Source organism: Streptosporangium saharense, assembly GCF_014203715.1.
In the GTDB taxonomy this organism is placed as follows: domain Bacteria; phylum Actinomycetota; class Actinomycetes; order Streptosporangiales; family Streptosporangiaceae; genus Streptosporangium; species Streptosporangium saharense.
In genome coordinates this window covers 165,028-184,457 of sequence record NZ_JACHJP010000004.1, presented here as the reverse complement: position 1 = coordinate 184,457, position 19,430 = coordinate 165,028, and the positions used below count along the sequence as shown (strand labels likewise).

Annotated in this window: 17 protein-coding genes; 8 read left to right on the top strand and 9 right to left on the bottom strand. The window is 68.9% G+C overall.

Features of this window, described 5'->3' with window-relative positions:
• Positions 1–68 precede the first annotated feature (68 nt).
• Positions 69–668 carry a single-stranded DNA-binding protein gene (locus tag FHS44_RS20465; RefSeq protein ID WP_184717032.1) on the bottom strand — a complete coding sequence of 200 codons (600 nt, stop codon included), beginning with the start codon at positions 666–668 and terminating at the stop codon, positions 69–71.
• A gap of 76 nt (positions 669–744) precedes the next feature.
• Positions 745–1,035, bottom strand: coding sequence for a 30S ribosomal protein S6 (gene rpsF / locus FHS44_RS20460; protein ID WP_184717030.1), 291 nt, complete (start codon positions 1,033–1,035; stop codon positions 745–747).
• A gap of 218 nt (positions 1,036–1,253) precedes the next feature.
• Between rpsF and FHS44_RS20455 the strand changes: the two genes are divergently transcribed.
• Positions 1,254–1,562, top strand: coding sequence for a hypothetical protein (locus tag FHS44_RS20455; RefSeq protein ID WP_184717028.1), 309 nt, complete (start codon positions 1,254–1,256; stop codon positions 1,560–1,562).
• Between the two features lie 196 nt (positions 1,563–1,758).
• Here FHS44_RS20455 and FHS44_RS20450 read toward each other — a convergent pair whose 3' ends face one another.
• Positions 1,759–2,517, bottom strand: coding sequence for a deoxyribonuclease IV (locus FHS44_RS20450; RefSeq protein ID WP_184717026.1), 759 nt, complete (start codon positions 2,515–2,517; stop codon positions 1,759–1,761).
• Positions 2,518–2,656: 139 nt separating this feature from the next.
• On the opposite strand from FHS44_RS20450, the gene FHS44_RS20445 reads away from it, so the two are divergent.
• Complete coding sequence (locus FHS44_RS20445; RefSeq protein ID WP_221461100.1) at positions 2,657–2,818, top strand: hypothetical protein; 162 nt, start codon at positions 2,657–2,659, stop codon at positions 2,816–2,818.
• Positions 2,819–2,890: 72 nt separating this feature from the next.
• Here FHS44_RS20445 and FHS44_RS20440 read toward each other — a convergent pair whose 3' ends face one another.
• Genes FHS44_RS20440 through FHS44_RS20430 form a run of 3 tightly spaced genes read right to left on the bottom strand, consistent with a single transcriptional unit; the run spans position 2,891 to position 7,922 of the window.
• Positions 2,891–3,745 (bottom strand): mannosyltransferase family protein, encoded by an 855-nt coding sequence (locus tag FHS44_RS20440; RefSeq protein ID WP_184717023.1) that lies wholly within the window; start codon positions 3,743–3,745, stop codon positions 2,891–2,893.
• Between the two features lie 9 nt (positions 3,746–3,754).
• A complete protein-coding gene (locus FHS44_RS20435; RefSeq protein WP_184717021.1) occupies positions 3,755–5,044 on the bottom strand; it encodes a glycosyltransferase family 87 protein in 1,290 nt (429 codons plus the stop codon).
• Between the two features lie 19 nt (positions 5,045–5,063).
• Positions 5,064–7,922: a transglycosylase domain-containing protein gene (locus tag FHS44_RS20430; RefSeq protein ID WP_184717019.1), complete on the bottom strand. Its 2,859-nt coding sequence runs from the start codon at positions 7,920–7,922 to the stop codon at positions 5,064–5,066.
• A 453-nt stretch (positions 7,923–8,375) separates the two neighbouring features.
• Here FHS44_RS20430 and FHS44_RS20425 point away from each other — a divergent pair, with 453 nt between their 5' ends.
• On the top strand, positions 8,376–9,044 hold the full coding sequence (locus tag FHS44_RS20425) for a PadR family transcriptional regulator (RefSeq protein ID WP_184717017.1): 669 nt from the start codon (positions 8,376–8,378) through the stop codon (positions 9,042–9,044).
• 27 nt (positions 9,045–9,071) lie between these two features.
• Positions 9,072–10,151, top strand: coding sequence for an inositol-3-phosphate synthase (locus tag FHS44_RS20420; RefSeq protein ID WP_184717015.1), 1,080 nt, complete (start codon positions 9,072–9,074; stop codon positions 10,149–10,151).
• Positions 10,152–10,221: 70 nt separating this feature from the next.
• Here the strand turns inward: FHS44_RS20420 and idi are convergent, their stop codons facing one another.
• On the bottom strand, positions 10,222–10,824 hold the full coding sequence (gene idi / locus FHS44_RS20415; protein ID WP_312863745.1) for an isopentenyl-diphosphate Delta-isomerase: 603 nt from the start codon (positions 10,822–10,824) through the stop codon (positions 10,222–10,224).
• Between the two features lie 131 nt (positions 10,825–10,955).
• Here idi and FHS44_RS20410 point away from each other — a divergent pair, with 131 nt between their 5' ends.
• Entirely contained in the window at positions 10,956–12,257 is a 1,302-nt protein-coding gene (locus FHS44_RS20410) for an MFS transporter (protein ID WP_184717011.1), read from the top strand.
• Here the strand turns inward: FHS44_RS20410 and FHS44_RS20405 are convergent.
• Both FHS44_RS20405 and FHS44_RS20400 read right to left on the bottom strand, forming a co-directional pair.
• A complete protein-coding gene (locus FHS44_RS20405; RefSeq protein WP_184717009.1) occupies positions 12,208–13,470 on the bottom strand; it encodes an adenosylmethionine--8-amino-7-oxononanoate transaminase in 1,263 nt (420 codons plus the stop codon). The genes FHS44_RS20410 and FHS44_RS20405 overlap by 50 nt on opposite strands.
• Positions 13,440–14,837, bottom strand: coding sequence for a CCA tRNA nucleotidyltransferase (locus FHS44_RS20400; protein WP_184717007.1), 1,398 nt, complete (start codon positions 14,835–14,837; stop codon positions 13,440–13,442). The genes FHS44_RS20405 and FHS44_RS20400 overlap by 31 nt, the downstream gene beginning before the upstream one ends.
• Before the next feature lie 170 nt (positions 14,838–15,007).
• Between FHS44_RS20400 and FHS44_RS20395 the strand changes: the two genes are divergently transcribed.
• Genes FHS44_RS20395 through murJ form a run of 3 tightly spaced genes read left to right on the top strand, consistent with a single transcriptional unit; the run spans position 15,008 to position 19,371 of the window.
• Positions 15,008–15,529 carry an aminoacyl-tRNA deacylase gene (locus FHS44_RS20395; protein WP_184717005.1) on the top strand — a complete coding sequence of 174 codons (522 nt, stop codon included), beginning with the start codon at positions 15,008–15,010 and terminating at the stop codon, positions 15,527–15,529.
• A 46-nt stretch (positions 15,530–15,575) separates the two neighbouring features.
• Positions 15,576–17,708, top strand: a complete 2,133-nt coding sequence (locus FHS44_RS20390) for a DUF6049 family protein (protein WP_184717003.1) — start codon at positions 15,576–15,578, stop codon at positions 17,706–17,708.
• Between the two features lie 58 nt (positions 17,709–17,766).
• Positions 17,767–19,371 carry a murein biosynthesis integral membrane protein MurJ gene (gene murJ, locus FHS44_RS20385; RefSeq protein ID WP_184717001.1) on the top strand — a complete coding sequence of 535 codons (1,605 nt, stop codon included), beginning with the start codon at positions 17,767–17,769 and terminating at the stop codon, positions 19,369–19,371.
• The last annotated feature ends 59 nt before the right edge of the window (positions 19,372–19,430 follow it).

Sequence of the window (19,430 nt, the reverse complement as noted above, 5' to 3'; positions counted from 1 at the left end):
CGCTGCGGATATGGACTGGTTTTCTCAGCTGCGGTCCCGGCCGTCCCGGAGGACGGCCGCACGCGGACCTAGAAGGGCGGTTCGTCGCTGAAGTCGCCGCCACCGAAGTTGTTGCCGCCGCCGCCGTAGTTGCCGCCCGACGGCTGCCCGCCGCCGAAGCCGCCACCCTGCTGCTGCTGGCCGCCGTAGTTGCCCCCGCCGCCGTAGTTGCCGCCCCCCTGGGGAGCGGGCGCGGCCGAGGCCCACGGGTCGTTGGCGGGACCGCCACCGAAGCCACCGCCGCCACCGCCACCGCCCTGACGGGCGGTCTTGTTGACCTTGGCGGTCGCGTTCCTCAAGGACGGGCCGACCTCGTCGACCTCAACCTCGTAGACCGTGCGCTTCTCGCCTTCCTTGGTCTCGTAGGACCGCTGGCGCAGCCGTCCCTGAACGATGACCCGCATGCCGCGCTGCAGGCTCTCGGCGACGTTCTCCGCCGCCTGCCGCCACACGTTGCAGGTCAGGAACAGGCCTTCGCCGTCCTTCCACTCGTTGGTCGTCTTGTCCAGAAACCTCGGAGTGGACGCGATGCGGAACCGGGCCACGGCTTGCCCCGTAGGGGTGAAACGCAGCTCGGGGTCGTCGACAAGGTTGCCGACGATGGTGATCGTGGTGTCGCCTGCTGCCATGGCTAGCGCTGCCCTTCCTGCGGCCTTTCGCGGTCTATCGGCTCAGAGTACGGCTGCCGCCCGACAAAAGTCGGGGTTAGTGCACGTCCGGACGCAGGACCTTGGTGCGGAGAATGCCCTCGTTGAGGTTCATCTGCCGGTCGAGCTCCTTGACCGTCGCGGGCTCGGCGGTCAGGTCGATGACGGCGTAGATGCCCTCGGGCTTCTTGGCGATGTCGTAGGACAGCCTGCGACGACCCCACACGTCGACCTTCTCCACGGTGCCACCGTCGTTGCGGACGACGCCGAGGAACTGGTCGAGGGACGGGGCCACCGTGCGCTCATCGAGCGAAGGGTCGAGGATGACCATCACTTCGTAACGACGCATGCTGGCTCCAACCTCCTCTGGACTTTTGCGGTCACGACACCGTGTCGTGACAGGAGGACGCTGACGTCTTCACCGTGGACGCCCATTTCGGCGGCCCTGGCGGAGGGTGGGAATGACACACCCATGCGACGTAGCCGTGCCAGCCTACCAGGGCGTCAAGGGTTGGGCCGTCAGGACGCGGGGCACTCCTCTAGCAGAGGAAAGGGGAGGTGGAAACCATGACGGACGCGCCTCGTCCTCCGGGAAACCCGATCTCCCGCCTGCTGGACAGCGACGGTCGGCGACACCCCGTGCAGAACGTCCTGAGCGTCGTCACCATCGCCTGCGGTCTGATCGCCTTCGTCGCCGGGTTCTTCCCCGCCGCGCACGCGGTCGCCTGCTGGCTGGGCGTGGTGGGGTTCGTCGGCGGTCTCTACTCGCAGTACGTCTCGGCGACGACCCCGGAACGCGCCCTGAACATCGTGGGCATCGTGGCCTCCTTCGTAGGCGTCGCCTTCGGCATCTACCACGGCGGCTTCTACCCGTAAAACCCGCCCAACCCCTCTCCGACGCCATGCGTGAGGAGTTTCGGCTTGGGCGCGTCGGTGGCCTGGACTGAGGAGTGACCGGCTTGGGCGCGTCGGTGAGCTGGACTGAGGAGCGACGGAGCGAAGCGGAGGAGCGACGAGGGAAGTCACCGACTTCGGGCGCCCAAGCCCCGCGACGCCGAAGGCGGCGCAAAAGCTACAGGGCTTTTCTCAGCAGGGCGATGTCCTCCGCCTGGCCGTCAGCGGGGGTTTCGACCACGATCGGGGCGTCGGCCTTCCTGCAGGCGGCGAGGATGAGGTCGGTGTCGATCTGGCCAGCGCCGAGGTTGGCGTGCCGGTCGGCGCCCGAGCCCGCGGCGTCGCGGGAGTCGTTGCAGTGGATCAGGTCGATCCTGCCGGTGATGGCCAGGATCTTCTCGACCGCGTCCTCAAGGTCGATGCCTCCGGCCCAGGCGTGGCAGGTGTCCAGGCAGAAGCCGACGTCGAAGCCGTCGAGGGCCTCCCAGAGGCGGGCGATGCTCTCCAGCTTGCGCGCCATGGCGTTGCCGCCGCCCGCGGTGTTCTCGATGAGCACCGGGACCTGGTGTTCCTCAAGGCGTTCGAACACCTTGCGCCAGTTGTCGAAGCCCTTCTGCGGGTCGTCACCGGCGCTGACGTGGCCGCCGTGCACGATCAGGCCCTTGGCGCCGAGTTCGGCCGCCGCGGCGAGGTGGGAGCTGAGCAGCTTCCTGCTGGGGATGCGGATCCGGTTGTTCGAGGTGGCCACGTTGATGACGTAGGGGGCGTGGACGTAGGCGGCGACGTCGGAGTCCTTGATGTCCCGCGTCCTGTCACCGATGACGGGACCCTTCCAGCCCTGCGGGTCGCCGAGGAAGAACTGGGCCACCTGCGCGCCGCGCTCCCTGGCGTGGGTCAGCGGGTCGTCCTGGTCGACATGAGCTCCGATTAGTGGCATGTGTTCGAGCGTAGCCGTTTCGGCGGGCCGTACGAGGGCAGTCGCAGGGCGCGTCCGGGCGCCCGCCGCAGGGTGGGCCGATGCCCGTCACCCCCGTCGCAGCCCCCGAGGAGTCGCAGTGATCCGCTACCGCAGAGGAATGAGTCTGATCGGCCTGATCTACATCCTGATCGGGCTGTATGTCGCGTGGATTCACCACTACATCACCCCCGCGCTGCTGCGGGACGTCGCCGAGGCACTGCTGGCCGTCCTGCTGTGGTTCCTCATCCTGCTTGGGGTGGATCTGCACCTGGGCGGCTGACCACGAGATGGTAATCCCCAGCCTGTGGATAACTTTTCTGGATTACTTCTCGCCAGGAGTGGGTAGGGATGATCACCCCGCCCTGACGCTCTCCAGATAGGTCAGCGTGTTGAGCAGCATCAGCGGGGCGGTCACCAGCGCGTAGCCGACGAGCGCCCACCAGCGTCCCCGCGCGCTCACCCTGGCCACGAGCACGAAGACGGGCCACCAGAGCAGTACGGCGCGCGGGACCGCCAGGTAGGAGGCCGAGCAGACCAGGACGCCCGCCTGGAGTCCCACGTAGACGAGTTCGCTCCATCGCCGCAGGAACAGCAACAGCAGCACCGCCCCGACCGCGAGGAAGGCCCCGGCGAGCTCCATCCGGAACAGCCACGCGGCGCGCTCCCCGGTCAGGGCGGACTGCCAGGTCGAGGCGAGTGACTCCCAGGGCCAGGCGAGCTGCCGCCCCCAGCCCGCCTCCTGCGCCTGCCCCCAGGTCAGCCAGTCACCGCCGTGCAGGCGCTGCCAGCCGGAGCGCAGCAGCAGCGGCGCGAACGGCAGCGCCAGCCAGGCCGCCCGCCGTACAGGACCGCCCGAGGCGAAGAACTCGACGACCAGGGCGAGGGCGAGGAAGAGGCCGGTGATCCGTACGCACGAGGCGCCCGCGGCCAGGGCGGCGGCCAGTGGCCAGCGGCCCCGGCGCGCGGCCAGCCAGGCGGGGATCGCCAGGGCCAGGAACAGCGACTCGTCGTAGCCCGCGACCAGGAACACCGACGTCGGCCAGAGCAGCAGCGCCACGGCCGCCCGCCAGCCGCCGGACCGCCCGGCGAGCTCGTCGTCGGCCAGCCTGGCCAGCGCGACCACGGCCACGACGCAGGCCGCCGTGGAGACGAGCGCCCCTGTCAGCGTCCAGTCGGCCGTGAACAGGGGCGCGGCGAGCAGAGTCAACGGCCGTGCTCAGGTGAGGGCGAGTCTGAATCTGTCGGGGGCGCCGTCGAAGACCCCGCCCGACCGGTCGTCGGTCCCGTCCTGCCTGATCACATCCTTGTCGGGCCTGAGGATGTCCCGCACCACGAAGCCCATCATGATCAGGATCGTGATCACCCGGCCCCACACGGCGGTGAAGTAGGTGTCGGCGGTGATGCCGAGGGCCGCGGTCTCCGGTCGCTGGGCCACGAGATAGAGCCAGATCGCGAAGAAGTACCAGCACTCGGCGATCTGCCACAGGGCGATCGGCTTCCAGTTGGGCCTGGCCAGCACGGCGAAGGGGATGAGCCACAGGACGTACTGCGGCGACCACACCTTGTTGGTCATCATGAACGCGGCCAGGGTGAGGAAGCACAGCTGCATCAGCCGGGGCCGCGTTTTGGCCGTGACCGCGAGCACGGCGATCGCCAGGCAGAAGGCGCCGAGCGAGACGACGCCCAGCGTGTCGAGCCGTTCGGGGTCGCCGAGGAACGGCCACTGCTTGACGTTGAAGAAGTACCAGATCGACCCCCAGTCGGCGGGTCGCTCCTGGCTGAAGACGTAGAACCTGCTCCAGCCGGGGAAGGCCGTGACCATGATCGGGACGTTGACCACGAGCCAGGCGGCCACCACACCACCGACGGTCTGCAGGAACGGCTTCCACCTGCCGGTTCGCACCGTCAGCAGGAACAGCGGGCCGAGGAACATCACCGGGTAGAACTTCGTGGCGATGGCCAGCCCGAGCAGGACACCCGCGAGCCACTGGCGCCGCTTCGACCAGGCGAGCAGCGCGGCCAGGGCGAGGGCGTTGGCCGCCAGGTCCCAGTTGATGTAGGCCGTGAGGATCAGCGAGGGAGCCAGGGCGTACCAGAGCGCGTCCCAGCGCCGGGCGGGACCGGCGAGCGCGGCCATGAACACCACGCCGACGATCAGGCACACGGCCATGAGGATCACGGTCAGGTCGTAGAAGGCGACCGCGGGATCGGCCATGGAGGAGGCGATCCTGCGGAAGAACTCCATGATCCCGCCGATACCGACGGGGTACTCGACCGGGTGGCCGAAGTAGGGGATCTTGCCCTCGTTGAGCTTCTCGTTCCACCACAGCGGATAGATGTCGGTGTAACAGAAGTTCGTGAACTGCTGCGTTCCGTCGTTCCAGGCCCCGCCGAACCGGCAGGGCCACTTCCACAGGAAGGAGAGCACCGCCCCCAGGGCCCCGAAGAGGGCCAGGGGGATGTAGGGGGTGACTCGCGTAGCCAGAGGAGGCAGCGCGACAGGCATTGTCTGGGCGCTCTTCATATCAGTGGTGTTGTCCCGTCGGTTTCGGATCGGGTACGGCGGCGCCCGGCGCGGCGCCCGAGTCGAGCCCTATGCCGTCGCCCGTTCCATCGCCTGTGCCGTCGCCTGTCCCGTCACCCGTACCGTCGTCGGTGCCGAGGTCGTCACGCTGACCGGTCCCGGTGCCGTCGTCGTCGAGCGTCGGGTCACACGAGATGTCCCCGGGCAGACACTGGTTGTCGTCGGGCATGCCGTCGTCCCCGCCACCGTCGGAGTCGCCGTAACCGCCGTCAGGGTTGTAGGTGTCGGTCGGCGTGGGGCTGGGAGTCGGCTCCGGCGTCGCCAGGTTGTTCAGGGTGCCGCCGTTCGCCCTCGGGGGGAACTGCTCGACCTTGTCCTTGGCGGTGATGAGGGCCATGTAGTCGTGCCAGATCTGGGTGGGAGTGCCGCCGCCACCGATGAAGGAGGGCATCGGCTCCTCCTCCCAGGACACGACCTTGAACTTGCGGTTCGGCAGACCGTACTTGTCGACCTTGAGCTTGTGCCTTCCCGGCTGCCCCTGCGGCTTGCTGTAGGGCACGTCCTTGGACATGCCGACCGCGGTGACGATCTGCGGGGTGAAGCCGACGAACCAGGCGTCCTTGTACTCGTTGTTCGTACCGGTCTTTCCGGCCACCGGACGCACGCCCAGGTTCGCGGCGGTACCGGTGCCCTGCTTGACGACGGCCTGGAGCGCGTAGGTCGCATCAGCCGCCGCCTCGGGGCTGATGACCTGCCGCTCGATCTTCTCCTCCGCGAGCACCAGCCCTGACTTGTTGGTCACCTTGACGATGGTGTGCCAGTCGACGTGCTTGCCGGCGTTCGCGAAGATCGAGTATCCGGCGGCCTGCTCGACCGCGGTGACCGAGGAGACCCCGATGGTGGTCTGGAACCTCTGGTGCTCGACCGCCCAGTCGACCGCGTTCTTACCGCCGTAGAGGGGGCTGTTCTTGACCCGCTCGCCGACCCCGGCGTCCTTGGCGATCCTGGCCACCTCGTCAAGGCCGACGACCTGCCCCATCTGGGCGAAGACGGTGTTCACCGAGTCGGCCATGGCCTTGACCGTGGTGATCGGTCCGTACGGCGCGACGTGCGAGTTCTTGATGGGGGTCGTGCCGGGCAGCTTGATCGAGGAAACACCGTCGATGTAGCTGTCCAGCGAGTTGCCCTTCTCCAGCCACGCCGCCAGCACATAGGGCTTGAACGCGGAGGCCGCCTGCTTGGCGGCGTCGAAGGCGCGGTTGTTGAAGTCCTTGACGAAGTCGTCTCCGCTGTAGAAGGCGACCACTCGACCGTTCTTCGGGTTCACCGACGCGACGCTGGCGTGGATGGTGGACTCCAGGTTGGCGGTGCGAGCCTTGACCACCTTCTGGGCGTCCTTCATCTTCTGCTCGTCGAAGGTGGTGTAGACGTGGTAGCCCCCGGTGTCCAGCTGCTCCCTGTCGATGCCGCGCCTGGCGAGCTCCCTGAACACGATGTCGAGCATGTAGCCCCTGAGACCCTTGTTGATCTCGGTCGTCTTGATCTTCTTGAACTTGAGGCTCTCGAAGGGAACCGTGGCGTACTTGTCGTACTTGCCGGGGTTCAGCTTCACCATGTTGTTGAGCACGTACTCGTAGCGCTCTTTGGTGGCGGCGAACTTCTTGTTGGCCTCAAGCCGGTCGAAGTTGCCGGGGTTCTGGATGCGGCCCGCGAGGTAGGCGGCCTCCGGCGGGGTGAGCTGCTGCACGTTCTTGCCGAAGAACTCCTTCGACGCGGCCTGGATGCCGTTGGCGCCACGACCGAAGTAGATGATGTTCAGGTAGCGGGTGAGGATCTCGTCCTTCGGCAGGGTTTTGCTGATCTTGATCGCGACGAAGATCTCCTTGACCTTCCGCTGGATCGAGACCTCCTGGCTGAGCCCGTCGTAGTAGTTGCGGGCCATCTGCTGGGTGATCGTCGAGGCGCCCTGGACCTGGTTGCCGCTGACCGTGCTCCACAGCGACCGGGCCATGCCCCTGAAGTCGATGCCGCTGTCCTCGCGGAAGGAGTGGTTCTCCGCCGCGATGGTCGCGTCCTGCATCGCCTCGGGAATGTCCTTGATCGTCACCGGCGTACGCTTGACGCCCAGACGGGCGAGGACCTTGCCGTCGGCGTAGTGGATGACGCTGCCCTGATCGTCCACGCTCGCCTGTGCGGTGGTGGGCACCGGCGTGTTGGCGTAGGCGACGGCGATCATGCCGAAGACGCCCGCGGCGAGGATCGTGAAGCCCGCGACCACGATCTTCCAGCTCGGCAGGAAGCGTCTCCAGCCCCTGCGCCGGGGCTTGCCCCCGCCGTCCTCGTCACCGGGTCCACCGGGACCACCCGGGCCACCCGGGCCACCAGGACCGCCGGGGCCGTCCTGCTCGGCGAAGGCCTGTCCCTGGGCGTCGGCCCGTCCCGCGGATCCACGTCCACGAGCGCGCCTGCGCCCCCCGGAGGCGACCGGTCCCCCCTGCATGGGCGAGCCGATCTGGGTTGCCTGGTCGTCCATGGCCGCCCGCGCACCGGTCTGTGGGGCGGCCTGCGGCACAGGAGACGGGTGCACCGCCGTACGGCCCGCGGCCTGGGCGGCCTGGGCGGCGAGCATGGCCTGGGTGTCCTCGAAGGCGGCCTCGGGCCTGCGTCCGTCGAGGGGAGGCGCCTCCTGGCGGCGTCCTGGCCCGGGGTCACCGTACGGCGGCCGCCCCTGGAAGTTCGGCTGGGCGTAGATCTGGGTCGCCTGTCCGGCGTCTCCGGTTTGGGGAAGCGGTGGCGGGGGAACCGCAGGGGAAGCGGCTCCCGTGCCTGAGCGACGGCGCCGTCCCTGACGAGCCGACACGTCAGGGGCTTGAGGGCGCCCGTGCGGCTCCGGGTCATGGCTGTTGCTGTAACTCACGCGTCCTCGTTCGGTCATCGGTGTCTACGACGGCGTGCAGGCGGGCGAGATTACCGCTTGGATGCGATCCCCTCGTCGCCTTGGCTCACTGGTAGCCGACCCATCCGGGCGGATCTCCGTTCCCGAGGACGGGTGAGGCCGTCACGTGGTTCCGGAAACCACGATGGCAGACCTCCCCCACCCGAGCGTGGAATTTCCCACATTGGGAAGTGGTCTTGGCCATGCGAGGGGCCGAGCCCGCTGCCGTTCGCTGTGACCACATAAGCGCCACACTACGGCTTTTTACTGTTTGCGCCCAACCTCTTGGGAAAGTCGTTAATTGCAGAGATATGTTGGCACGACGTATCCTCAGGATGTATCGGCTCGATACATCGATGCGAGAGGTGGTGGTTTCCCGTGGCCGGCGGACGTAGCGGCGTGCTGGAGCTCGCCGTGCTCGGGTCGCTGCACGAGACCCCGCTCCATGGCTATGAGCTGCGCAAACGGCTCAACTCTCTGCTCGGAATGTTTCGCGCGTTCTCCTACGGCTCGCTCTACCCCTGTCTTCGTCAGCTCCTGCACGACGGGCTGATCGTCGAGGACGACGACTCGGACGTGCCCGCGGCCGAGAGCCCGATCACGCTCACCGGACGACGCTCGAAGATCGTCTACAAGCTGACGGCGGAGGGGAAGGAGCGCCTCCAGGAGCTGCTCACCCAGGCGGGGCCCTCGGCCTGGGAGGACGAGAGCTTCGGCGTCCACTTCGCCTTCTTCAGGCACACGGAGACCGAGGTGCGGCTGCGGATCCTCGAAGGACGCCGCAGCAGGCTGGAGGAACGCCTCGACGGTGTCCGTACGGCTCTGGCCAGGACCAGGGAGCGTCTGGACAGCTACACGCTAGAGCTCCAGCGTCACGGTCTGGAGTCGGTCGAACGCGAAGTGCGCTGGTTGAATGAGCTGATCGCCACGGAGCGACGGGGTTCCGCATCTGAGGAAGAGCGGCGCCCCGCACAGGAAGGGACCTCCCGGGCGCCCGCGCCCGGCGCGGATAACAGGGGGCGGCACCCCGCCTCGGAAGACAATTGACCATTCGAAACAAGGGGAGCGAGTGCCATGGGTTCGGTGCGCGTAGCCATTGTCGGTGTAGGCAACTGCGCCTCGTCGCTCGTGCAGGGCGTGCATTACTACAAGGACGCCGATCCGGGCAGCCGGGTGCCGGGCCTGATGCACGTCAAGTTCGGTGACTACCACGTCGGCGACGTCGAGTTCGTCGCGGCCTTCGACGTGGACGCGAAGAAGGTCGGGCGCGACCTCTCCGAGGCGATCGTGGCCTCGGAGAACAACACCATCAAGATCTGCGACGTGCCGCCGCTCGGCGTCACCGTGCAGCGTGGCCACACCTACGACGGTCTTGGCGAGTTCTACCGCGACATGATCGAGGAGTCCGATGAGGCCCCGGTCGACGTCGTGCAGGTCCTGAAGGACAACAACGTCGACGTCCTCGTCTCCTACCTGCCGGTCGGCTCCGAGGACGCCGACCGCTTCTACGCCCAGTGCGCCCTCGACGCCAAGGTCGCCTTCGTCAACGCGCTCCCCGTCTTCATCGCCTCCGACCCCGTGTGGGCCGAGAAGTTCACCGAGGCCGGTGTGCCGATCGTCGGCGACGACATCAAGTCGCAGGTCGGCGCCACCATCACGCACCGGGTGATGGCCAAGCTGTTCGAGGACCGCGGCGTCGAGTTGCTGCGCACCTACCAGCTGAACTTCGGCGGGAACATGGACTTCATGAACATGCTGGAGCGCAAGCGCCTGCAGTCCAAGAAGATCTCCAAGACCCAGTCGGTCACCTCGCAGATCCCGCACGAGATGGGCAAGGCGGACGTGCACATCGGCCCGTCCGACCACGTGCCGTGGCTCGACGACCGCAAGTGGGCCTACGTCCGTCTTGAGGGCAGGTCCTTCGGCGACACCCCGCTGAACCTGGAGTACAAGCTGGAGGTCTGGGACTCCCCGAACTCCGCGGGCATCATCATCGACGCGGTCCGCGCGGCCAAGATCGCCCTTGACCGGGGCATCGCCGGGCCGATCCTGTCGGCCTCCTCCTACTTCATGAAGTCCCCGCCGGAGCAGTACTCCGACGACGAGGCCAGGGAGTACGTGGAGAAGTTCATCCGCGGCGAGGTCGAGCGCTGAGCCCCTGCTCCCCGGACAAAGACGAGGCCCTCCGCCCGGATTCGGACGGAGGGCCTCGCCGTACAGCAGGTCAGGCGGGTCGGGTGACGGTGGGGCGGGCGGCGGCGGGCAGTTCCTCGGGGTCGGCGACCGGCCAGCCGAGCGGGTCGTCGCCGAGCCCGGCCAGGTGGGGGATCTGCTCGCGGCACCACGGGGAGACCGCGAGGTCACCGGCGAGCACCCGGGCCGTGAACTCCCGCCACGGCATCCAGCGCGTCTCCCCGACCTCGTCGGGATTGGGCGCGGCCTCGGCGTCGACCACGACTCGGTAGACCGGGCACAGCTCCCGCTCGACGATCCCGCTGTCCATGACCGCCCGGTAGGAGAAGCGTGGCAGCAGCAGGTCGACGCTCTCGACGCTCAGCCCGAGCTCGTGGGAGAGCCTGCGGATCACCGCCTCGGAGAGCGGCTCGCCGGGCAGCGGGTGCCCGCAGCAACTGTTCGTCAGCACCCCCGGCCAAGTGATCTTGTGCGACGCCCTGCGGGTGAGCAGCACCCGTCTCAGACCGTCGAACACGTAGCTGGAGAAGGCGAGATGCAGGGGCGTGTCGGGACCGTGCACCGTGGCCTTGGGCGCCGTGCCGATCGCGTTTCCCTCGGAGTCGACGAGCACGACGTGTTCATCAGCTGTCACCCGATCGAGGGTACGTGACCATGTCTGCTCGTTCTGCCTGATCAGCGTTACGTCATGAAAGGTGGTGAAGTGTCCGGCAAGGCAGGATCCTCCTGATGTCGAGGTCAATCCGCCACGCGTAGGCTGAGCCCGTGTCATTCGTATCCGATCTACGCGTACTGCTGAGGGGCCGGGACTTCAGGCGGTTGTTCGGCACCCGTCTCGCCTCGCAGTTCTCCGACGGTGTCTTCCAGTTCGCGGTGGCCGGATTCGCCTTCTTCAGCCCTGAGAAGAACACCAGCGCGACGGAGATCGCCGTCGGGCTGGCCGTACTGTTCCTGCCGTACTCCATCCTCGGTCCCTTCGTGGGCGTGTTCATCGACCGGTGGTCGCGGCGGCAGATCCTGGTGGTCGCGCCGATGGTGCGCGGGACGCTGCTGCTCCTGGCCGCGGCGCTGCTGCTCGCGGGCGTCCCCGACGGGGTCTTCTACGCCGCCGCGCTCGCCGTGCTCGGCGTCAACCGCTTCTTCCTGGCCGCCCTCGGCGCCTCTCTGCCGCACGTCGTCCCCGGCAGCCGTCTGCTGATGGCCAACGCGGTCACCCCCACCTCGGGCACCGTCGTCACCTTCGTCGGCGCCGGGGTCGGCTACCTGCTGCACCGGGCCTTCGGCGGCGACCACCGCAGCACGGCGGCGCTGCTGGTCATCTCCGGCGTCACCTTCGGTTCGAGCGCGCTGATCGCCAGGACCATGGACAGGCGGCTCCTCGGCCCCGCCCACGACGCGGACATGCCGCAGACCGCCCAGGCGCTGCGCAACGTGGTCGGCGGCCTCATCGACGGCGCCCGCCACATCGCGGGCCACCGGGCGGCCGCCGCCGCGCTCGGCGCGATGGCCACCCACCGTTTCGTGTACGGCATGTGCACGGCGATGGTCGTGATGCTCTCGCGTTACTACTTCGCCGACAGCGCCGAGAACGCGCTCGACGTGACCTCCCTCGTGCTGGCCACCTCGGGGGTCGGCTACGCCCTGGCCGTCGTGGTCACGCCGTGGGCGACCGAGCGCTTCGGGATCGACACCTGGATCCCGGCCATGCTGGTCACCGCGGGGGTGCTGTCGTTCGCGCTGTGCGCGCCGTTCCAGCAGTGGGGCTTCGCGGCGGGCGGCTTCGTGCTCGGCCTGGCCGGGCAGAGCATCAAGATCTGCACGGACACGCGCGTGCAGCGGGACGTCGAGGACGTCTACCTGGGCCGGGCCTTCTCGATCTACGACATGCTCTTCAACGGCACCTACGTGATCGCCGCCGCCATCGCCGCGGCGCTGCTGCCCGCGGACGGCAGGTCGATGCTGGTGCTCGGGCTCATCACGGCCGGATACCTCGGCGGCGCGGTGGTCTACCGGATGGTCACGCCCGGGGATCGATCGAGAACGCCGCTGCCGTCATCGCGGTCGTGATCAGGCCGAGGTCGTCGCCGATCGAGTAGGGCGGCATCGTGTAGATCAACCGGCCGAACGGCCGCAGCCAGACGCCGTGCTCCATCACGACGTCCTGGACCCGCCCGACGTCGACCGGCTCGTGGGTCTCGACGACGCCGATCGCGCCGAGCACCCGCACGTCCTTGACCCCGGGAGCCTTGGCGGCCTCGGCCAGGCCACGGGTCAGGCCCTCCTCGATCAGGGCGACCTCCCGCCGCCACGGGCGTTCGGCCAGCAGGTCGAGGCTCGCGCCCGCGACGGCGCTGGCCAGCGGGTTGCCCATGAAGGTCGGCCCGTGCATGAGCGTCCCGATGCCCTCGGCCACCCGCTCGGTGCACAGCGTCGCGGCCAGGGACATGTAGCCGCCGGTCAGCGCCTTGCCCAGGCACATGATGTCGGGGCGGATCCCGGCGTGGTCGCAGCCGAACAGCTCTCCCGTCCTGCCGAAGCCGGTGGCGATCTCGTCGGCGATCAGCAGCAGGCCGTACCCGTCGGCAAGTTCGCGGAGCCTGCGCAGGTAGGCGGGGTGGTAGAAGTGCATGCCGCCCGCGCCCTGCACGACCGGCTCCACGATGATGGCCGCCAGCTCGTCCGCGTGCGCGGCGACGGTCTCGTCCAGGTGGGTCAGGTAGTCGTCGTCGAACGCGGCGGGCGGCCGGTCGGCGAACACGTGCTTGGGCAGGGCGCCGGAGAACAGGTGGTGCATGCCGTTGACCGGGTCGCAGACGGCCATCGCGCCGAAGGTGTCGCCGTGGTAGCCGCCCCTGACCGTGAGCAGGCGGCTCCTCCCGGTGAACTGGAAGGCCATCTTGATCGCGACCTCGACCGCGACCGAGCCCGAGTCGGCCAGGAACACCCGGGGCAGCCCGGTCATCTCCGCCAGGGTGCGCGCGAGCCGTACGGCGGGCTCGTGGGTGAGGCCGCCGAACATGACGTGCGCCATGTCCCCGAGCTGGTCGGTCAGCGCCCGGTTGAGCCTGGGATGGTTGTAGCCGTGGATCGCGGCCCACCAGGACGACATGCCGTCGACGAGCCGCCGACCGTCGGTCAGCGTCAGCCGTACGCCATCGGCCCTGGAGACCGGGTGGACCGGCACGGCGGGGGGCACCGCGGCGTAGGGGTGCCAGACGTGCTCGCGGTCCAGGGCCTCCCAGGAGGGGTTCAGGACGCGATCCCGTTCTCCCCGGCCCATTCGCGCAGGGCGAGAGCGGCGGCCTCCTTGCCGACGACCCCCTTGTCCAGGCGCATCTCCAGCAGGAACTTGTAGGCGCGTCCCACGACGGGGCCGGGAGAAACGCCCAGGATCTCCTGGATCTCGTTGCCGTCCAGCTCGGGCCGGATCTTGCCGAGCTCCTCCTCCTCGGCCAGCCTGGCGATGCGCTCCTCAAGCTGGTCGTAGGTCTGCGAGAGCGCCTGCGCCTTACGCCTGTTGCGGGTCGTGCAGTCGGCGCGGGTCAGCTTGTGCAGGCGGTCGAGCAGGTGCCCGGCGTCGCGGACGTAGCGGCGCACGGCCGAGTCGGTCCACTCGCCGGTGCCGTACCCGTGGAAGCGCAGGTGCAGTTCGACCAGCCTGGAGACGTCGGCGACCACGTCCTTGGGGAACTTCAGCTCCGTCATGCGCTTCTTGGCGAGCTGGGCGCCGACCACCTCGTGGTGGTGGAAGGAGACCCGGCCTCCCGGCTCGTGGCGGCGTGTCTTCGGCTTGCCGACGTCGTGCAGCAGCGCGGCCCAGCGCAGGATGCCGTCCGGGCCGTTCTCCTCAAGGCCGATCGCCTGTTCGAGCACGATCAGCGTGTGCTCGTAGACGTCCTTGTGCCGGTGGTGCTCGTCGATCTCCAGGCGGAGCTTGGGCAGCTCGGGCAGGACGTGGGCGGCCAGGCCCGTCTCGACCAGGATCTTCAGCCCCTCGCGGGGGTGGGCGCCCCGGATGAGCTTGTCCAGCTCGTCGCGGATGCGCTCGGCCGAGACGATCTCGATGCGCTCTGCCATCGCCGTCATCGCGGCCAGCGCCGCCGGATCGACCGTGAACCCGAGCTGGGCGGCGAACCTGGCGGCCCTGAGCATCCGCAGCGGGTCGTCGTCGAAGGAGCGCTCCGGAGGACCGGGCGTGCGCAGCACCTTGGCGTGCAGGTCGTCCAGACCGCCGTGGGGATCGACGAACTCGCGCGAGGGCAGCCGCAACGCCATCGCGTTGACGGCGAAGTCGCGCCGGGCCAGGTCGCCTTCGAGCGTGTCGCCGTAGGCCACCTCCGGCTTGCGCGAGGTCGAGTCGTAGGACTCGCTGCGGTAGGTGGTGATCTCCAACTGCCAGCCGCCCTTGCGGACGCCGATCGTGCCGTAGTCGATGCCGATCGTCCAGATCGAGTCGGCCCAGCCGCGCACGAGGTCGAGGACGGCCTCGGGGCGCGCGTCGGTGGTCAGGTCGAGATCGTTGCCGATCCTGCGGAGGAAGACGTCACGAACCGATCCGCCGACAAGGGCGATCTGGTATCCCTTCGCGGCGAACAACTCGCCGAGCTCGTCGGCCACGGGGGCGATCTTTCTGAACAGTTCGCTCATGCCGTGCCGCTGCTTCTCAGTCAGGTTTGAAAGGGACAAGCCGGGTAGGTCCTTCGGTTACGGAACATGTTCCCCTCTGGGGATACACCTCAAGCGATCACCAGGTTACGGTCAGTCAAGAGACCGTCGGGGGCCGTGCGTCGAGGCTAGTCGAGGCAAGGAGCACACACATGCAGGACGCCCTCGCGATCCATCGCTGGCTCCTCGCACACCAGGTTCACCATGAGATCGTACGCCTTCCCCGCGCGATGACGTGCGCCGAGGAACTCCCGGAGCTGCTGGCCGTGAGCCCGGCGACCTGCGTCGTCGTGACCGTCTTCGAGGTCACGACCCGCGTCGGACGCGAGCCGGTCGCCGTGGTCGCCTCGGCCGACTCCCCGCCCAGGCCCGGAGCCGTCGGCGGCGCGCTCGGCGCCCGCAGGGTCAGGCCCGCCTCCGCCTTCACCGTCAACTCCGCGACCGACTACGCGGCCGGGCTGGTCTGCCCGCTGCTGCTGCCCGACGGACTGACCACGCTGGTCGACGAACGGCTCGCCGGTGCCGGCGACCTGGTCCACACCCCGACGGGTGAACGTCGTACGGCGTTGCTCATCAGGACGGACCACCTTCTGTCGCTTGTTTCAGGGAAGACCATCGACCTGGCCCAATCCCGGTCACGGAGGGAGCAGGCGACCTTCCCGCTCGCCGGATAGGCCATAGCATTACGGGCGTGCGCCGTACTCGACCCCGGGCCAGCGCGTGATCCGCAAGGTCACGTCGCTCGCCGTTCTGACCGCCACGCTGCTCTCCCCCGCGGCCGTGGCTCTTCCTGGTACGGCGAGCGCCCAGACGACGGAGACCGCCGCCGGGCGGCAGGCGCCCCAGTTGGTGATCGGCGCGCTGACGCCGGACGTGACCCGTGAGCCGACCACCGAGATCAAGTTCTCCGGGACCTTCGTCAACACCGGCACCCAGACGGTCACCGGCCTGCGCCGCAGGCTCTACTACTCGTCCCAGCCGTTCCAGCGGCGCTCCGACATGGAGGCCTACGTCGGCGGGCTGGCTCCCCAGCCGACCTCCTGGCGTGACGAGCTCAACCTGGAGCCGGCCAGCCTCGCGCCCGGGGCCAAGGCCTCCTGGGAGTACACCTTCACCCCGTTCCAGCTCGGGATGAACCGGTTCGGGGTCTACCCGCTCATGATCCAGGTGATCGACGCCTTCGGGCAGCCGGTCGCCGCCCAGCGCACCTTCCTGATCCACATGCCCACGGGCACGCAGGTCTCCCGCACCAAGCTGGCCATGGTGCTGCCGATCGTCGACCAGCCCCGCAGGGCCGTCGACGGCGTCTTCCTCGACGACACGCTGTCGGCGTCCATGGCCCCCGGCAAGCGGCTGGGCAACCTGCTCAAGCTCGCCCAGAGCACCACGACGGCCAAGAACCTCACCTGGGTTCTCGACCCCTCCCTCGTGGACGACGCCCAGACCCTGGGCAAGCCGTACGCGGTGAAGGTCAAGGACAAGGTGGAGAGCCGCTCCGGCGACACCGCGGCCGCCACCTGGCTCGGCGACCTGCGCACCGCCCTGTTCAACGAGCCGGTCGTGGCGACGCCGTACGCCGACCCCGACGTGGCGGCGCTGGCGCACGGCGGCGTCGACGGTTCGGCGAAGACCGCGGTCGAGGCGGCCAGGCTGGTCGGCAGCAGGGCCTTCGGCCGTGACCTCATCACCACCGTGAACTGGCCTGCCGGTGGGCGCATCGACTACGACGGCCTTGACCTGCTCGCCACCGAGGGCGTCAAGACCGTGCTGCTCGACGAGGCGGCCCTGCCTCCGGCGATACCCCCGGTGACCACGCCGGACGCCTCGGCGACCCTGAACACCGTCAACGGCCCGGTCACCGCCCTGCTCACCGACCGGGTGCTGAGCGAGGCCCTCGACACCGACGTCTCGGTGCCCGGCGCCGCGGTGCTGAGCCGCAGGCGCTTCATCGCCGAGACCGCGATGATCGCCGCCGAGCCGGTGACCGCCAGGCGGACCGTGGTCGCCGTCCCCCAGCGGCGCTGGTCCCCCGACCCGGCCTACGTGACGGACCTGGTCAAGACGGCCTCCTCGCTGCCGTGGCTGGCCCCGGCCAGGCTCGAATCGATCAAGCCGGCCAAGGGGGTCGCGACGCCGCGGGCCGACCTCACCTACACCGAGCAGGACCGGCGCGCCGAGCTGGCCAAGCCGTACATGAAGAGCGTCAGGCGGGTCGGTCGCCGTGCCGACCTGACGTCGGCGATCACCAAGGCGCAGGACTTCGACGTGTTCGATCTGGCGCTGCTGCGGCTTTCCTCCTCCGTCTGGCGTGAGCGGGGGGACGCGGCGGCGCCGTACGTCACGCAGGTGGGCACGGCGGTGGACGACCGCATCAAGCAGGTCTCCATCACCGGCAACGAGCAGTCCCCGCTGCGCACGCTCGCGGGCACCAACGGCGAGGTGCCGATCAGCGTGCGCAACAGCCTGACCGGCCCCGGCAGCGAGGTCTCCGTCCGGCTCAGGGTGACCTCGGAGCAGCCGAAACTGCTGAGAATCGAGAGCTACAAGGACCAGCGGACCATCCTGGGCGGGCAGAGCGACACCGTCAGGGTCCCCATGACGGTGCTGGCCAGCGGCCAGACCACGGTGAAGGTCCAGCTCATGACGGCCGACGGACGGCGGTACGGCGCGCCCGTCGAGATCACGGTCCGCACGACCGGCTACACCGGGATCGCCCTGGTGATCGTCGGGGCGGCCCTGCTGGTCCTGCTGGCCGCGGTCGTCCTGCGCGTCCTGCGGCGCAGGGGAAGCCGTCGGACGGCGGCGGCCGTACCCCCGAGGCGCGCGAGCGCTCCGGCGGGCAGCGAGTCGTGAACGGCCGGCTGCCCGGCGATCTGGCGAGCGTTTCGAGCGATCTGGCGGAGGAAGAGCGATGAGCAGGGTGCTGCGCGCGAGCGCGGTCATGGCGGCGGGCACGATGGTCTCCCGCGTCACGGGATTCGTCCGTACGGCGGTGCTCGCCGCGGCCATCGGCACCCTCGCCCTCGGCGACGCCTACAACGTGGCCTACACGATCCCGCTCATCCTGTTCGACTTCCTCATCGGCGGCGTGCTGAGCAGCGTCGTGGTGCCGATGATCGTCAGGCGGCAGCGCAGCGACCCCGACGGGGGCAGGGCCTACGAGCAGCGGCTGATGACGCTCGGGGTCATCGTGCTGACGCTGGTCGCCATAGCGGGCGTGCTGCTGGCCGGGCCGCTGATCAGCCTCTACAGCGCCGACTGGAACCCCAGGAAGACCGAGGTCGCGGTCAAGCTGGCGCAGTTCATCCTTCCGCAGATCGCCTTCTTCGGGGTCGGCGCCATCGCGGGCGCGATCCTCAACACCCGTGACAGGTTCGCGGCCCCGATGTGGGCGCCCGTCCTGAACAACATCGTGATGATCGCCGTCGCCCTGACCTACTACCTCTCGCTGGGTACGGCGGGCACGAACATCGGGACCGTCAGCGACGCCAACCTGGCCCTGCTCGGTCTCGGCACGACCGCGGGCATCGTGGCCCAGTGCGCGGTGCTGGTCGTCTCGCTGCACCGGGCGGGCTTCCGGTTCGTGCCCAGGCTCGACCTGCGCGAGGCGGGGCTGGGCGAGATGGGCCGCACGGCGGTGTGGACGTTCGCCTACGTCGGGATCAGCCAGCTCGGCTTCCTGATCACCACCAAGCTCGCCTCCGGCGCCGGTGAGCGGGCCCCCGGCGCGGGCAACTCCGCCTACGCCTACGCCTACCAGTTCTTCCAGCTCCCCTACGGGATCATCGCGGTCTCGGTGATCACGGCGATGCTGCCCAGGATGAGCAGGGCGGTGGCCGACGAGCAGTTCGGCGTGGTCAGGGAGGAGTTCTCCTCCGGGGTGCGCCTGGTCTCGGCGCTGCTGGTACCCGCGGGGCTGCTGCTGATGGTGCTGGGTCCCGCGGTGACCGTGTTGATCTTCTCGTGGGGCAACATGACCATCGACGCGGCGGTCTACATCGGCAACGTGCTGCAGGTCTTCGGGCTGGCGCTGGTGCCGTTCTCGCTCTTCCAGCTTCTGCTTCGCGTCTTCTACTCCTTCGGCGACACCCGGACCCCGGTCTTCGTGGCCGTGGGCAACGTGGCGGTCAACGGCCTGCTGAGCCTGCTGGCCTACATGATCCTGCCCGCGCAGTACATCGTGATGGGGCTCGGCTTCTCCTTCACCGTCACCTACGTGCTCGGCACCGCCGTCGCCTGGACCCTGGCCAGCCGCAGGGTGGGCGGCCTCGGCGGGCGCGTGGTCGCCGCGGGCCTGTCACGGATGTACGTCGCCGCCCTGCCCGCCGCGCTGCTCGCCCTCGCCGTGCTGTGGGGCTCCCAGGAGCTGACCGGCCTGAACGCGCTCAGCGCCGCCGTGATGCTGGCCGCCGGTGGCGGGCTCGGTATGGTTCTTTACTTGGTCATCGCACACCGGATGCGCATCCCCGAGGTCAGTTCGGTCGTTGAAATGGTCGCGAGCCGGGTACGCCGGTAATCCAAAGGCTTCGTCCAGGCGTCTGAAGGAGAACACGGGCGGAACCTGCGCGCGACTAA

What these genes read in the sequence shown, in the direction of transcription:
- murJ (WP_184717001.1), top strand. Translation starts at nt 17,767, where the DNA reads ATGAGCAGGGTGCTGCGCGCGAGCGCGGTCATGGCGGCGGGCACGATG.
- FHS44_RS20395 (WP_184717005.1), top strand. Translation starts at nt 15,008, where the DNA reads ATGCAGGACGCCCTCGCGATCCATCGCTGGCTCCTCGCACACCAGGTT.
- FHS44_RS20465 (WP_184717032.1), bottom strand. Translation starts at nt 668, where the DNA reads ATGGCAGCAGGCGACACCACGATCACCATCGTCGGCAACCTTGTCGAC.
- FHS44_RS20420 (WP_184717015.1), top strand. Translation starts at nt 9,072, where the DNA reads ATGGGTTCGGTGCGCGTAGCCATTGTCGGTGTAGGCAACTGCGCCTCG.
- FHS44_RS20405 (WP_184717009.1), bottom strand. Translation starts at nt 13,470, where the DNA reads ATGGGCCGGGGAGAACGGGATCGCGTCCTGAACCCCTCCTGGGAGGCC.
- rpsF (WP_184717030.1), bottom strand. Translation starts at nt 1,035, where the DNA reads ATGCGTCGTTACGAAGTGATGGTCATCCTCGACCCTTCGCTCGATGAG.
- FHS44_RS20445 (WP_221461100.1), top strand. Translation starts at nt 2,657, where the DNA reads ATGAGTCTGATCGGCCTGATCTACATCCTGATCGGGCTGTATGTCGCG.
- FHS44_RS20435 (WP_184717021.1), bottom strand. Translation starts at nt 5,044, where the DNA reads ATGCCTGTCGCGCTGCCTCCTCTGGCTACGCGAGTCACCCCCTACATC.
- FHS44_RS20450 (WP_184717026.1), bottom strand. Translation starts at nt 2,517, where the DNA reads ATGCCACTAATCGGAGCTCATGTCGACCAGGACGACCCGCTGACCCAC.
- FHS44_RS20455 (WP_184717028.1), top strand. Translation starts at nt 1,254, where the DNA reads ATGACGGACGCGCCTCGTCCTCCGGGAAACCCGATCTCCCGCCTGCTG.
- FHS44_RS20400 (WP_184717007.1), bottom strand. Translation starts at nt 14,837, where the DNA reads ATGAGCGAACTGTTCAGAAAGATCGCCCCCGTGGCCGACGAGCTCGGC.